The organism is Streptomyces sp. NPDC001135, assembly GCF_053598395.1.
On sequence record NZ_JBSFKD010000011.1, the window covers coordinates 115,477 to 129,574 of the forward strand.

Here is a 14,098-nt window from a genome sequence, read left to right on the forward strand (position 1 = left end):
ACATGCAGCGCATCGCCTTCCTCCGGTCCGTCGACATCCAGCGCGCCGACCCCTACGTCCACGGCATCGCCCCCGCCCTGGCGCGGCTCGGCGCCGAGGCCCGCCTCTTCCACACCCACGGAGACTGCCGCCCGGACCTGTTCCCCGGCACGAGCGAGCGGCTCGACCCCGCCGCTACACCGGACGAGTTCGTCAAGCGCGTGCGCGCCTGGGGAGCCGACGCCGCCGTGGCCATCTCGCTGCCGGACGAGAACGCCCTGCGTGACGCCGTGGTCAAGGCCAAGCTCGAAACGGTCGGCATCCGCACCGTCATGACGCCCCTCGCCACCACGCGCGTCCTGTGCGACAAGTGGGAGACCAAGCGGGTCCTCGAGACGCACGGCATCACCACCCCGCCCGCCGTCCTGGTCGACAGCGACCTCCTCAACGACCGGGCGCTGCCCGTCCCGGCCTACCCCGACGCCGTCCGCCTCGCCGCTCAGGACATCGGCTACCCCCTCATGGCCAAGCCGTTGTGGGACTCCACCAGCATGGGCATCGAGTTCATCCCGGACCCGGCCGCCCTCGATCGCCACCTGGCCGCACGCCCGGCGGCGCACGCGGTCCTGGAGAAGTGCGTCACCGGACGGCTCTGCTCGGTGGACATCGTCGGAGCCGGCGGCCACTACACCGTCATGCCCCTCATCTGGACCGGAACCGCGGGAGGCCCTCCCGCCTTCACGTTCGAGGACCTCCGGTACGTCGCCCCCGCCCAGGACGACGACTTCCGGCCCACCGCACAGCGCCTCGTGGACCTGTGTGCGGAACTCGGGGTCGAAGGCTCCGTCAACGTCGACATGATCCACGCCGACGGCGACTACCACGTCCTGGAGATCAACCCCCGCATCGGCGGCGCCACCACCCTGTCCATCGCCGCCAGCGGACTCAACACCTTCGCCGTCCTGCTCGACATCCTCAGCGGCGCCTGGCCGACCCGGACCGGAGCCCCGGCCGAACGCTTCGCCATCGAGTGCCTCACCGCGAAGCCCACGCCCGCGCTGCTCGCCGAACTCCGCGCCCGAATCGACCTCGTCACCTGTCACGACCTGGTCATCGACGGCCACGACCACGGCGGCATCCTCACGTTCACCGTCAACCCCGGCGACGAACAGCGGGCGGTGAAGGAACTCGGCACGCTGTGCGCACAGACCGGCTTCATCCCGGCCCCCATGCTCGACAAGATCCGCCGCGTCCTGACTCCCGAGGCCGGCTGAACATCCCCACCAGCGGACGCCGGGCGCGCCGCGCTGCCCTGCGCCGGGCTGACTCCACGTCGTTGGTGGTGACTACCTCAGAGGTAATCGCCGGGCGCTGGTCCTCGAGGCTACGTTCGGAGCGTCGTTCCGCACGGGGAAGACAATCGAGCCGGTAAAGGAATCCGACGTGTCCGCCTATGGCTTCGCGCATCTGCGCAACCGTCGTCACCACCCCGACACCCTGGAGTACTTGGAGCGCATTCAGGCCACTCTCGACCCTTTCCACGGGCGCTTCGTCGTCCACGGCCCTCCGGCCGACGTGCTGGAGGGCACCTGGCCCGGCAGCATGGTGCTGATCGAGTTCCCCGACCTGACCACAGCGCGTGCCTGGTACGCGTCCCCCGCGTACCAGGAGATCCTGAGGCTTCGGATCGACCACATCGAGGGGGACGTACTGCTGATCGAAGGCGTCGGACCGGAGTACGACCCACGCGAACGCGCGGCGAAGCTCCGGGTGGAGGCGGGACGGCCCGGCGATGACAGTGGGGCCTGATCCGGCAGGACCCTCCACGTGGCGGTCCGTGCGACCACGACACCCCAGGTCCGGTGGCCCGCATCGTTCGGACGTTCCCGCACATGACCTCACTGGGACCGAAACTGGCTCCGTGGCACGGCAGATGAGCACGGTGGTGCTGATGTGTGGTCTTCCCGGGGCGGGCAAGACCACCTGAGCGATGGAACTGGTGCGCGGCCAACAGCGGCAGGAACTGGTTGAGTTGATGCTGTCCGGGCGCGACGTGGTGGTGGACTACAGCTTCTGGAGCCGAGCCGCCCGTGAGGATTACAAGGCACTGATCGAAAGCCACGGTTGTCGTTGGGAGCTCATCCACCTCAAGGCCGACCGGACGACGCTCGAGCGTCGCCTCGCGGTCCGGAACGGCGAGAACGGCGCCAACTCCGTCACCGTGGACGAGAAGTTGCTCCACCGCTACCTGGCCGACTTCGAGGAACCGGACGGTGAGGGGGAGCAGGTCTTCACCCAGTCCTCTGCCTGAGGGCCTGAAGCGGTGCTGCGGGGGAGAGAGACGGTCATACTTCCCGGGCTGCACGTCGCGTCATTCCCCGGTTGCTGGTCGTGAGTCACCCGGCAGCGGAAAAGCCTTCGACCGCCGGGCCAGGCCGGTGCCATGATCCGCGCGTGACAACGTCGAAGCAAAGCATGGTCCGGGCCGCCGCCCGCAACAACGCCGAGTGGTGCGCGGCGATGAGCCGATCGCACGGCTTGACGGGCGAGTTCGGCACGCAGGCTTGGGCAGCCCCGGCCCGCACGCCGCTGTACTATCCCGACGCGGTGACGCTCGTGCCCGGTGTCGAACCGGCCGCGCTGGCGAAGCGGATCGACACCACGGCGCCCGGCGCCTCCGTCAAGGACAGCTTCGCCGACCTCGACCTGACCGAGGCCGGCTTCCACGTCCTGTTCGAGGCGCAGTGGATCCATCGCCCGGTGGGTGCAACGGCCATCGCGTCGAATCTTGACTGGGACGTGGTGGACGCTCCGGATGCGCTGCGTGCCTGGGCACTGGCCTGGGACGACGGGGACGGCAACGCGGACCTCTTCCGGCCCGGACTGCTCGACGACCCCGCCACCTTCGTGCTCGCCGGACGAGCCCCGGGCGGCCGGGTGGTCGCCGGAGCGGTGGCGAGCCGCAGCGACGAGGTGGTCGGAATCTCCAACGTCTTCGCATCGGACGGCGGACCTGACACCGCCTGGCCGGTCGTACTGGGGGCGGTGCAACGCCTGTTCCCGGCCTTGGCAGCGGTCGGCTACGAGCACGGTGACGGCCTGGAGGCCGCCGTGCGCCACGGCTTCGAGCCGATCGGTCCCCTGCGGATCTGGCTCCACGGATAGAGCGGCTCCGGCGGCGAGCAGCCGCCCGGCTCTCCTGTGAAGTCCTCCCGCGGAAACCCCTGCGAAGTGAACAAGCGCTTAGTAACATGAGGGCGTCGGGAGTCCGCGCGGCAGGAAGGGGCAGTTGTGCCGACGTCGCAAGCCGAGGCCTTCTATGAGCGGGAGGGCGCGGGCCGGTTCCTGCCCACCGCCTACACCCGGGGGCCCTGGGACGCCGACTCCCAGCACGCCGGCCCGCCGGCAGCCCTGCTCGCCCTCTCCGTGGAGCAGCGGCCGGGCGGACGGCCGGACATGCGGGTCGCCCGGCTCACCTACGAGATCATGCGCCCGGTCCCGATACGGCCGCTGACCGTGGCCACCCGCGTGCTGCGCGCCGGGCGCAACGTCGAACTCGTGGAGGCGGTGCTCACCCCCGACGGCGGCCAGGAGGTGATGCGGGCGACGGTACTGCTGATGAAGACCGTGCCGGACTCGGTACCGCGGGTGTCACCGGGCCGGCAGGTGCCCGGGCTGTCGGCCGCACCCCTGAAATCGTTCTTCCCGGTCCCCTGGGAACAGGGCTACCACACCGCCATGGACCTACGCTTCGCCGCCGGTTCCTTCCTCGAGTCCGGCCCGGCCACCGCGTGGATGCGGATGAGGGTCCCCCTGGTCGAGGGGGAGGAGATCGCGCCGCTCAGCCGGGTGCTGACGGCCGCCGACTCGGGCAACGGCGTCAGTGCCGAGCTGGACTTCCGCCGCTACGTCTTCATCAACGCCGACCTCACCGTCAGCCTGCACCGCCACCCCGAGGGCGAGTGGGTGTGCCTGGACGCCCGGACGATGGTGGACGGCGCGGGCATCGGTCTGGCCGAGTCCGCTCTGCACGACGAGAAGGGGCCGCTCGGCCGCAGCACCCAGAGTCTGTACGTGGCCGCGCGCGGCTGAGACGACGGGCACGGCCACGGGCGGCCACGGTCCGGCCCGTCATCGGTGACGGCGTAGAGGCGCACGAGGGCGAGTCCGCCCGTTGCCCGGCAGCCTCGCCTGGGGGTGCTGGATGTGCGGTGGGGGGTGACGCCCCCCACGAGAGCCATGTCACGTCCTACCGTGCCTAGTAGCACCATCACGCCCCTATCAGGCCATAAAGCCCTCATAACGGCCGAATCTGGACATTCCTCCGTAGTTGGGTAGTACGTCACATCCTTGCGCCGGTTTCCGCACCCCGCTAACCATGTTTCTCGTTGCCGGAGCCGCGGGACGCACCGGGCCTACATCCCCAGGCCCGCCCGCCGTGCCCTGCAGCACGGGGCCTCGCCCCGACGCCCTACAGGCCGCGACCGACATCCGGCCGGCGCCTTACGACGTCCCCACAGGAGAGACCCCTTCATGACCGCGATCACCGCCACCCGCCGCCTTGCCCGCCTCCGTACCCTCGCCCTGACCGGCATCGCCACCACCGGCGCCGCGACCGTCGCGCTCACCCTGATGCCGGCGTCCGCGCAGGCCGCCGAAGCACCGCAGGCGATCGCCGCTCACCAGGTCGCCGCCCTTCCCAGCGGCAGCCACACCGACCCCAAGGGCACCAGCGGCACCGCGGGCAACCTCGACGGCTGGATCAAGCAGTCCCTGGCGATCATGAAGGCCAAGGGCATCCCCGGCAGCTACGAAGGTCTCAAGCGCAACATCATGCGTGAGTCCGGCGGCAACCCCAAGGCCCAGAACAACTGGGACGTCAACGCGAAGCAGGGCACGCCGTCCAAGGGTCTGCTGCAGGTGATCGACCCCACCTTCAACGCCTACCATGTCGCCGGCACCGCCCACAGCGTCACCGACCCGGTCGCGAACATCACCGCCGCCGCCAACTACGCCGCGCACCGCTACGGCTCCATCGACAACGTCAACTCCGCGTACTGATCCCGCACACCCTCACGCGGGCAGCAGGGCTGCGGTTCGTTCCCGGCGGCGACGGCGTCACGGTCTCGCCGCAGCGCATCGAGAAGTGACTCGCTGGCAGCGGCGATCCGTCCCAGCGCCAGGCCCGTTCCGGGCCACGGCATCGTTGAGGTGACGGTCATGCGGACCTGCCGAGGAACTCACCGCTGTCGACGGGGTCCGCACGGCGGCGGTGACCGCCCACTTGGCCCTCAGGACGAGGACCGTCGCCGCGGTGCCCCCGGGGCGGGCGATCAACTGACGTTGCCGGGGTGTACCCCGATCCCGCCGGGACTGACCGCCTTCCCCCGGATCGGCCCGAGCGCAGCCCCATGACGCCGGGTCGGCCCCGGCGGGCGCACGCCGGCCGAGTGCCCGGTCGCACGCCCTGCCGGCCGGCCACCTCGGCTCCGACACCCCGCACGGGCCACCCGAAGGCCGCCCCGAACTGACACGCACGCTGTTCCTCGCCCCGCACCCTCGCGCGCTGTACCGGAACCGCCGAGCCAGGCAAGCGGCGTCGCCTCACGGCAGGAAGGTCACCTCCGGGAAGGCCCTGGACGGGCCGTCGAGCAGGTGCCCGCGTCGGTCGCGCAGGTGGAGGTCGAAGAAGGCGAGCGGGTACGACTGCTGGATGCGTACCGCCCGGTCCGGGGCGAGGGTGCCGATCAAGGCACGCAGCTGCGCGTCGCTCATCTTCACCACCTCCGCCAGCTGTGGGATCAGCACCTGGTTGTCGCCGTAGGACGAGTGGACGGCACCCGCGGCCTGGATGTTGAGCCGCCACCCGCGCAGGTGCGTCCAGAACTCGGCGACACTGGGTTCCTCGGCCCGGGTGAACTGGGCGGTCATCATCATGAACGGCCGGTCCAGATCACTTGTGATGGTGGGCAGCATAGGACCGTCGAGGCTCAGCCCGGCCCGGACGCGGGGATCGTCGAGCATGACGAGGGCGGTCGCCGTCCCGCCCTTCGACCAGCCGAACATGCCGATGCGGCGCGGGTCGATCGCGCAGGCCAGGCCCTCCGGCAGCGACCGGCCGTCGGCGTCGGGACTGTGCCCGGCGGCGAGGTCCTCGACGCGGTCGAGGACGAAGCGGATGTCGGCGGCGAAGTCCGCCGGGCCCATCGCGCGGTCATGGTCCGGGACGAGAACCTGCCCGTCGGGGAACTCGGTGAAAGCGTCGTAGGTGTGGTCCACCGTCACCACCACGTAGCCGTGGCTGGCGAGTTCCTGCACCATGACGGTGTGGTCGGCGCGGTGGCTGTGGGCGCCGTGCGAGTACACGACGACGGGCAGCAGCTCGCGACCGCTCCGCCGTGCCGGGGCCCCCTGGTGGCCGGCGGTGAGCGGCACCTGCGCGACGTCGGCGGGGAAGTCCGCGGACGTGAGCAGCGCCCGCAGGCCGGCGGGGGCCATCCACGGCGCCAGGGGGTGGTGATCGACGTCCCGGGCGGGATACCAGACACTCGCCATCAGCTCCCGATGGCGCCCCGGGCCCGCCACGGGGTCCGGGCGGGCGGCGTCGACAAGGTGCAGTGCCACTGTGCCCACCGGGTACGGCCCGGTGGGTGCGGGCAGGGTGAGCCGGGCCGGGGCCGACGCACCCGAGGCCGCCCGGGCCGGCCCGGCGAGGCCGAGCGGCACGGCCGCGCCGACCGCCAGCGCGGCTCCCAGAAGGCGACGGCGCGTCAAGGTGTCTCGACTGGTGAACGGTGTGGTGGTCACGACCCCTCCCTGGGTCTCCTGGACGGAACCGGACCCAACTGCCTGACCGTCAGCTGTGCCCGCGGTCGCGCACCGGTGTGCTCTCCAAGATCCGTGCGCATGTGCGCAACGCTGTCATCCGCCGCGGCCGGGCCGCATCCGCCCACCGGATGCACTCCACCACCTCCTCAACCCACGGATCTACCTCCGCAGGCCGACGGAGCCACCTCGCTCCAGCAGCCCGAGCGCTGTGACAAGTGCCTGAGGCACCGTCAAGTGAGCTGCTGTGACAGGGTGATGACGCAAGCGAGGATCAAAGGGAGGAGCGGTCATGGCGGTGGAGCTGAACGAGACGGTGCGCAGGCGGCTGGAGGAACCGAACTTCTGGTACGTGGCCACGGTGACGCCGGACGGGGCTCCTCATGTGTCCCCGATGTGGGTGGATCTGGAGGACGGGCTGATCGTTTTCAATACCTCGGTCGGCCGGATCAAGGAGGAGAATCTCCGCAACGACACCCGCGTCCGTCTCTCGCACGCCGACCCCGAGAACCCCTACGACCGGGTGCAGATCTCCGGTCGCGCGGTTCGCTTCGTGGAGGGCGAGGAGGCCGAGCGTGGCATGGACCGGCTGGCCCTCAAGTACCTGGGCCTGAACGGGTACCCCTGGCTTGTCGAAGGCGAGCGCCGGGTGCATGTCCTGGTCGAGCCGGAGCGGGTGCGCCACATCGTCGGCGTCGAACCGTTCCGGCCGGGAGTCATCCCTTCGTGAGGGCGGGTAGGGCGGGCCCACCCGGCGTCCCGTCCGGTGCCGCGACATGCTGCTGTACGGGCGTGGCGCCGACGTTCTCGCGCCGGCAGGGTCCGCCGCCCCCCAGCCCGCGGACCGGCGGAGGGGCCCGGCTGTCGGTGTCCGCCCTGGCCGGTGGGCGGCCGGGTCCTCCTGGGCCAGCCGCCGCAGTATGGCGACCGCCTCCTCCCCCCTGGCGAGGACGTCCTCGTGCCGGTTCAGCTCGGCCAGTGGCAGCGTGAGCTTGATGAGGGAGAGGGCCAGGAGCTGATCGGCCTCAGGGCGGCTGAGGCGCCGCCAGAGCGCCACGGCTTCTTCGTAAGTGCGTCTCTTCGTGCCGGCCGGTCGCCGTCAGCAGTCGGCCGAGCATTTCCAGGGCCACCGCCAGATCGAACTCGTATCCCTCGTCGCCCTGCGCCAGGCACCGCCAGGCGTCGACCTCCTGCTCACCGGCCTCGACGGCCCGGTCAAGACGGTTCACTGCCGCCAGGGGCCGCCCGAGGCTTCTGAGTGAGAGCGCCGGGCGGAGTCGGTGGGCCGCCGGGGCGGCCTGGGAGAGCCGCTGAAGGATCGCGACGGCCTGTGTTCGTTCCCGCATTGAGGTCCTGCTGCCACTGCGGCCGCCGCTCCCCGCGGGACGGGGGCGTCGGCGGCTCCCTACCGTCCGCCGGGCCTGCTCCGGCCCGGACCGCTACGAGGGAGTCCACCCCTCCATGACAGCACGGCGGCCATCGGCGGAGAGGCACAACGGCAAATCCGCCCAACTCGGTTGCAGCACGGCCGGATGACTCCTGCCGAAGATCCACCCCGGTTCAAGGCGGCCGAACGGCGCGGTGTACGTTCGATGCCCCAGGTCGCCACCGAGAGGAACCCACCGTGACTGTCGAACGCATTGGTCCGCCCCTTTTCGGTACGGAGCGGGAGACCCTGCGGGCGTTCCTGGAGTTCCACCGGGCCACCCTGGCGATGAAGTGCGAGGGGCTGACGGAGGACCAGCTCAAGGAGCGGTCGAGCCCGCCGTCGACCCTCTCCCTGCTCTCCTTGGTCCGCCACATGGCCGAGGTCGAACGGGCCTGGTTCCGCCGGGTGTTCGACGACAACGCCGCCCCGATGGTCTGGTCGGAGAAGGAGTTCGACTTCCAGGCCGCGTACGACACCACGGACGCGAGCGCCGAGGAGGCGTTCGCGGCGTGGGAGGCCGAGGTCGAGCACTCGCGCCGCATCGAGCGCGAGGCCGAGTCCCTGGATCTCGCGGGACACCAGCCGCGCTGGGGCGAGGACGTGTCCCTGCGGATGGTGATGCTGCACATGATCCTGGAGTACGGCCGCCACAACGGCCACGCGGACTTCCTCCGCGAGGGCGTGGACGGCACGGTCGGCGCCTGACACCCCACCGCCGGCATGAGGGGGGCACGCTCAACCCCTATGGCGGGACCGCCCCTCTGCTGCCGGCGTTCAACGCATCGGGCCATGCGCTGCTGCGACTCCGTCGATGCAGGCGACGAACGTGACGAAGCCGGGCCGGGCGGTGCCGTCGGTCACTACGAACGTGCTCGCCGGATGGCTGCGGAGCAGGCACGTGTCATAGCGGACGACGGAGGGCAGTGCCGTCCGCGACTCGGGTCCGCGGTACTGGTGACGGCCCACCAACTGGCAGGAGTCGTAACGGATCAGCGGTCCGCGCGGCCCTACCGCGTAGCGATGCGTGCGCATATCGGCGGAGAAGTCCTTGCCGGCGGTGGCGGTGGCGGTGTCGTCGCAGTCGTTGAAGTGGACCGTTCCGCTGTTCCACACGCAGTCGATGACGACCACGTCCGGGCCGCGCACCTCGAAGCGGATGTCCTCGGCGTGGAAGCGCTGGACGGCGTCGTAGTGCTGTGCCACGGGGAAGCGGAAGAACGTGCTGGTGGTGCCGTATTCATGGGTGGCTTCGGGGCGTCGGCCCGTGATGACGTAGGAGCCGCCGCGGCAGGTGATCGAGCCGCCGTAGGGGAACTCCAGGAAGTTGCCCCATTCGTACTCGACCTTCATGTCCGTGAACCAGTAGTTCAGGAACTGGTCCTGGTCGTTGGGGTTGGTCTGTCCGTGCCGTGAAACGCCCGAGTAGAGAAAGGCGCGGCGATAGCTGCCTCCGACCTGGCACGCCTCCCAGCGCATCTCGGAGTTGTTGTTCGTGCCGCCCAGGGCGAGGCCGTACTCCCAGGCTCCCGTCCACTCGCACTCCGAGAAGCGGTAGTCCTGCGCCTGCCCCGTCGAGTAGGAGGTGAAGAACGAGGCGCCCGGGGTGGCCGAGTGGAACCGCATCCGCTCGAAGGACAGGTTGGACCAGGAGTCCTCATTGCGGCACAAGAAGGAGCCCGGTCCGGTCTTCGGGCGGAAGACGAGGGTGGTCATGCGCTTGCCCGCCCCGCAGAATCGCAGTCCGTTCGCGGGCCGCGGCGGTGCCACACCGTTCATCAGCGCATGCGGCCGGGTGATGAGGAAGTCACCGGCCGGAATCTCGATCACCAAGCGACCGATGCCGTCCCGGACCCGGGCGGCGGCGACAGCATAGGCGAGTTCGAAGGCCGCGGTGTCGTCGGTCCGCCCGTCGCCCACAGCTCCCAGGTCGGCCACGTTGATGGCCGACGGCCGTACGGGAGCCGTACCGTCCGGTGCCGTCCTGGTGCTCACCGAAACCTCGCCCCGCAGCAGGTGCCGGCGGCTGACCTGGGAAGCATCGGCGCCCGATTCCCTCAACATCCCGGTCGGCTCACTCCCAACGGCACACCCGATATCAGCTCAAACCATGCATGATCCGAACATATCAAAATGAGGTGCGCATCAAATGGCCCGGACGAGGTGTCATGCGTAAAAAGCCGTCGGATCGCCGCCGGGAACCGCGGGCGTGCCCGATCGGCAGCCTCGTGCCCCGCACACCCCGCGCGACCAGCTCCCCGATCGGATGTATTGCATGGGTGACGTTTCCGTTCACGCCTTAACCTCAGGCCATGGCGAGATCTTCGCGTTCGCAGCGTCCGGGCCGGCTGATACCGGGACCCGGACGCACGCTGGTCGTCGTGCTCATGGCCGCGCTGACATGTCTCCCCGGCGCCCCCGCCCGAGCCGACAGCGCCGCTGCCGACGCCACCGCACCGGGCCTTCGGCTGTTCGTCCTGGGCGACAGCATCGCCGGCGGCAGTGACCAGGGCGGCAACGGACCGCATGGCTGGCCCGCGCTGGTCGCCGTCCGGCTGGGGCTGAGGCTGACTCTGGACGGGGAGGGCGGAACGGGCTACACCACCGCCGGCACGCAACCGGGCCGACGGTCCTACCCCCAGCGGGTCGACGCCGCTGTGGCGACGGCGCCCGACGTGGTGATCGTCGAAGGGTCCCGCAACGACGTCGATCCGAGACGAAGCAGGACCGCCGCGGTGGCCACCCTCCGCCGTCTGCGCGCGAACCTGCCCCATGCGCGGATCCTGGTCATCGGGCCCCTCTACTCCGACCCGCAGCCGGTCGCCTCGCGACCGGTCGACGACGCCGTCGCCGCCGCGGCGGACGAGGTGCCCCTGCCCTATGTGTCCGCGGTGCGGCGCGCGTGGTTCACCGGATCCGCCCACCGGTTCATCGGCAGTGACGGCGTCCATCCCACGGACGCGGGACACGCCTACCTCGCCAACCTGATCAGCCCCGAACTGTCCCGGCTGTTGGCGTACTAGTGCCTGTGCCAGGGTGCGACGGGCCGATTGAATCGAGGAGCCGATGTTCTTCCGGCGTGAGCCGGAGTGCGCCGGCTGCCACGTTGTCGACGAGGTGTTCCGGGTTGCCCGTTCCCGGGATGGCCAGCACATGAGTGCCTTGCCGCAGGGTCCAGGCCAGACGGACCCGTGCGGGTGAGACGCCGTGTGCGCGGGCCACAGCGCGGACCTGGTCGTGCTCGGCCCGGACCGCTCCGGCCTCGCGTCCCTTCCCAGCGATGGCGAAGAAGGGTACGAACGCGATGCCCCGCGCGGCGCAGGCCCGGAGCATCTCGTGCCCGCCGGGGGCGTCGATGCCGTAGCGGTTCTGGACGCAGACCACGGGTGCGATCTCCTGAGCCTCGGACAGATGCTCCGGGCGGGCGCCGGCGATACCGAGATGGCGGATGAGTCCTGCGTCGCGCAGCTCGGCCAGGGCTCCGAAGTGTTCGGCGATGGACTCCTGCCCCATAATGTGCAGGTTGACCACGTCGAGGTGGTCACGGCCGAGTTGGCGCAGGTTCTCCTCGACCTGGCCGCGCAGTTGGTCCGGCCGCGCGGGGGTGGCCCACTCGCCGTCGGCGTCCCGCACCGGGCCGACCTTGGTGGCGATGACGAGGTCGTCTGCATAGGGTGCCAGCGCCGAGTTGATCAGTTCGTTGGCCGAACGCAGCCGGGAGAAGTAGAACGCCGCGGTGTCGATGTGGTTGACGCCGAGGCCGACTGCGCGTCGGAGAACGTCGAGCGCCTGGCCGCGATCCCTGGGGGTGCCCTGGTGGAAGGCGGCACTGCCGGTCAGGCGCATCGCGCCGAAACCCATCCGGTTGACCTTCAAGTCACCGAGCATCCAGGTGCCGGCTGCTGCCGCAGAGACCCTGTGTGACGTCAACTCTCCATCAGCTCCATCCCGGTCGGCCATCGTCCGCGAACGGTTCACGGTGCGGCGGTCTCGGAGTATGCGCAGGTGAAGAGCGTGACGGGAAGGCGCGGAGCGTCGGGGAATGTCACAGCGTGACCGGGAACCCCGGACGGTCATTCCACGTTGTCACTGGTGACGCTTCCGTTCGGTCGACCCTGCGGGGTGGGTCTGTCATTGTCGGCTGAGCGCTCGGGAGACGCCCGCCGTGACTGTGGTGGCGAGGATCCATCCAGCCGCGATCAGTGTGTAGGCGAGCCATTGCGCGGCGCCGCGTGGCGCGAATGCGGCCTCCTGCCCGAAGCCGATGACCGGTAGCAGCAGATCGAGTGTGTAGAAGAGGGCGTTGAACGCCGGGGCTTTCCCCGCTTCGAGCGGCGCGGGTGCGTGCAGGTGGAAGAACACCGTGCCCACAGCGAGCAGAGCCGAGAGCCACAGGCCCGCGCGCAGTGGCCGGTAGCCGTAGCCGACGGTCGCGTCCTGGACGTGACCCCACAGGCGGGCGGGCAGGGGAAGCGTGGTGCGGCGGTGCCGTTGCTTGGCGAGCAGCACGGTGCGTGCTTCGTCCTCATGCCCCAGGCGCCGGTAGATCCCGGCGAGTTGTTCGTACGGTTGCGGGAGGTAGCCCTCACTCCCGCGGCGAATCCACACGAGGCGCTCCGCAGCCGTGAGCGGGGAGGACAGTGAGTCGTACGTCGTCCCGGACAGCCGTACATCGGCAGGCCAGGTGTCCGGGTGGTCGTGCAGGAGGCCGAGCCGGGCACCGCTCAGATCGACGGTACCTTCGGCTGGTACCGCGGTGCGCAGGTCGCTCTCCCGGGCCTGGGTCAGGTTCAGACTGACCGCTGAACCAGCGGAGTTGGCCAGTGTGGCGTCGCGGAAGCTGAGGACCGTACCGATGTGACTGCCGTCGAGTCTGACACCCCCGTCCGTGGACAGACCTTGGCCGAGGTCGAAGTTCCGGGCGACGGTCACGTCGACCGCCTCCAGCGCGACGTCGCCGGGATTGCTCAGCCGAGCGCCGCAGAAGCCGATCGCCGACGAGGTGGAGGCACCGGACAGGATGATTCGGCCCTCGGCGCGGAAGCCCGGGTGAAAGGTGAAATCCCCGACGCCTTGGACTCGGTAGGCGTCCAGAGCGTGACCTCCGGGATTGCTCAGACTGGCGCCTTCCAGATCCAGTTCCCCGGCTATGGAGGCACCGGAGAGGCGGAACCCTCCCTCGACGGAAAGGTTCGTGCACAGCACGTCGCCGCCGAGGTCGGCACCGACTGCCGAGATGGCCTCGACGCCGGGCGCCGTGATCGCGGTGTCGCACAGATCCAGGTCGTGGTGGACTCGGGCCCGCGTGAGCACCAGCGGACCGGTGAGGCGGCACCCCGACAGAACGAGCCGCCCGTCGACCCGGGCACCGTCTGCGGCAAGACCCGGCAGGCTGCACCCTTGGAAGACCAGCTCGCGGGCTTGGGTGCCCCGCAAGAGGGGAGTTGCTTCAAAGCGGCACTCGGTCAGGACGACCGGCACGGGAATCTCCGTGAAACCCAGGTCCAGCCGGCCTGTGATCAGCGCACCGGTCACGCGCAGCGCAGGCCGGTCGACCGGGGCGTGTTCGCCGGCGTCCAGCAGCAGCGCCGCGAGGACTGCCGCCCGGACCACCGGTTCCGATGACGGCGAACCTTCCCGGAGGTCGAGGGCGCGGCCGCTGGGGAACGCGTTCCATACCTGTGCTTCGTAAGGGCTGAGTGTGTCGAGGTCCACGACGGATGATCTTCTCGGCGAACCAACGGCCCGCACAAGCCCACGGTCGGCTCGTCGTGGCCCGTCAGGAAGCTGATGGATCCGACGTGCCGAGGAGCGGTCCGGCGTCGGTTCGAGCGCCGCCGGTCACCGGGCGGCGGCTGCACTTCAGCT

Annotated in this window: 14 protein-coding genes; 9 read left to right on the forward strand and 5 right to left on the reverse strand. The window is 70.2% G+C overall.

Going from position 1 to position 14,098, the window contains the following annotated elements:
• The first annotated feature begins 2 nt into the window (after positions 1-2).
• The 6 genes from ACWC94_RS16190 (at position 3) to ACWC94_RS16215 (ending at position 5,040) form a co-directional block, all read left to right on the forward strand.
• Entirely contained in the window at positions 3-1,253 is a 1,251-nt protein-coding gene (locus ACWC94_RS16190; protein ID WP_450797187.1) for an ATP-grasp domain-containing protein, read from the forward strand.
• Between the two features lie 169 nt (positions 1,254-1,422).
• The gene (locus tag ACWC94_RS16195) at positions 1,423-1,788 is read left to right on the forward strand and encodes a DUF1330 domain-containing protein (protein ID WP_450797188.1); all 366 of its coding nucleotides are present in this window, start codon (positions 1,423-1,425) and stop codon (positions 1,786-1,788) included.
• 181 nt (positions 1,789-1,969) lie between these two features.
• Positions 1,970-2,290 carry an AAA family ATPase gene (locus tag ACWC94_RS16200; protein ID WP_450797189.1) on the forward strand — a complete coding sequence of 107 codons (321 nt, stop codon included), beginning with the start codon at positions 1,970-1,972 and terminating at the stop codon, positions 2,288-2,290.
• A gap of 143 nt (positions 2,291-2,433) precedes the next feature.
• Positions 2,434-3,144, forward strand: a complete 711-nt coding sequence (locus ACWC94_RS16205) for a hypothetical protein (RefSeq protein ID WP_450797190.1) — start codon at positions 2,434-2,436, stop codon at positions 3,142-3,144.
• A 126-nt stretch (positions 3,145-3,270) separates the two neighbouring features.
• Positions 3,271-4,071 (forward strand): thioesterase family protein, encoded by an 801-nt coding sequence (locus ACWC94_RS16210; protein ID WP_450797191.1) that lies wholly within the window; start codon positions 3,271-3,273, stop codon positions 4,069-4,071.
• A 441-nt stretch (positions 4,072-4,512) separates the two neighbouring features.
• Positions 4,513-5,040 carry a transglycosylase SLT domain-containing protein gene (locus ACWC94_RS16215; RefSeq protein ID WP_450797192.1) on the forward strand — a complete coding sequence of 176 codons (528 nt, stop codon included), beginning with the start codon at positions 4,513-4,515 and terminating at the stop codon, positions 5,038-5,040.
• A 543-nt stretch (positions 5,041-5,583) separates the two neighbouring features.
• On the opposite strand, the gene ACWC94_RS16220 is transcribed toward ACWC94_RS16215, so the two are convergent.
• Entirely contained in the window at positions 5,584-6,786 is a 1,203-nt protein-coding gene (locus ACWC94_RS16220) for an alpha/beta hydrolase family protein (RefSeq protein ID WP_450797193.1), read from the reverse strand.
• Positions 6,787-7,096: 310 nt separating this feature from the next.
• On the opposite strand from ACWC94_RS16220, the gene ACWC94_RS16225 reads away from it, so the two are divergent.
• Positions 7,097-7,534: a PPOX class F420-dependent oxidoreductase gene (locus ACWC94_RS16225; protein ID WP_450797194.1), complete on the forward strand. Its 438-nt coding sequence runs from the start codon at positions 7,097-7,099 to the stop codon at positions 7,532-7,534.
• 295 nt (positions 7,535-7,829) lie between these two features.
• Here the strand turns inward: ACWC94_RS16225 and ACWC94_RS16230 are convergent, their stop codons facing one another.
• Positions 7,830-8,033 (reverse strand): hypothetical protein, encoded by a 204-nt coding sequence (locus tag ACWC94_RS16230; RefSeq protein WP_450797195.1) that lies wholly within the window; start codon positions 8,031-8,033, stop codon positions 7,830-7,832.
• A gap of 395 nt (positions 8,034-8,428) precedes the next feature.
• On the opposite strand from ACWC94_RS16230, the gene ACWC94_RS16235 reads away from it, so the two are divergent.
• A complete protein-coding gene (locus ACWC94_RS16235; RefSeq protein WP_450797196.1) occupies positions 8,429-8,938 on the forward strand; it encodes a DinB family protein in 510 nt (169 codons plus the stop codon).
• A 69-nt stretch (positions 8,939-9,007) separates the two neighbouring features.
• Here the strand turns inward: ACWC94_RS16235 and ACWC94_RS16240 are convergent, their stop codons facing one another.
• Positions 9,008-10,225: a glycosyl hydrolase family 28-related protein gene (locus ACWC94_RS16240; protein ID WP_450797197.1), complete on the reverse strand. Its 1,218-nt coding sequence runs from the start codon at positions 10,223-10,225 to the stop codon at positions 9,008-9,010.
• A gap of 317 nt (positions 10,226-10,542) precedes the next feature.
• Between ACWC94_RS16240 and ACWC94_RS16245 the strand changes: the two genes are divergently transcribed.
• The gene (locus tag ACWC94_RS16245) at positions 10,543-11,253 is read left to right on the forward strand and encodes an SGNH/GDSL hydrolase family protein (protein ID WP_450797198.1); all 711 of its coding nucleotides are present in this window, start codon (positions 10,543-10,545) and stop codon (positions 11,251-11,253) included.
• On the opposite strand, the gene ACWC94_RS16250 is transcribed toward ACWC94_RS16245, so the two are convergent.
• Both ACWC94_RS16250 and ACWC94_RS16255 read right to left on the reverse strand, forming a co-directional pair.
• The gene (locus ACWC94_RS16250; protein ID WP_450797199.1) at positions 11,219-12,160 is read right to left on the reverse strand and encodes an aldo/keto reductase; all 942 of its coding nucleotides are present in this window, start codon (positions 12,158-12,160) and stop codon (positions 11,219-11,221) included. The genes ACWC94_RS16245 and ACWC94_RS16250 overlap by 35 nt on opposite strands.
• Before the next feature lie 201 nt (positions 12,161-12,361).
• Entirely contained in the window at positions 12,362-13,945 is a 1,584-nt protein-coding gene (locus ACWC94_RS16255; protein ID WP_450797200.1) for an oxidoreductase, read from the reverse strand.
• Positions 13,946-14,098: the final 153 nt, after the last annotated feature.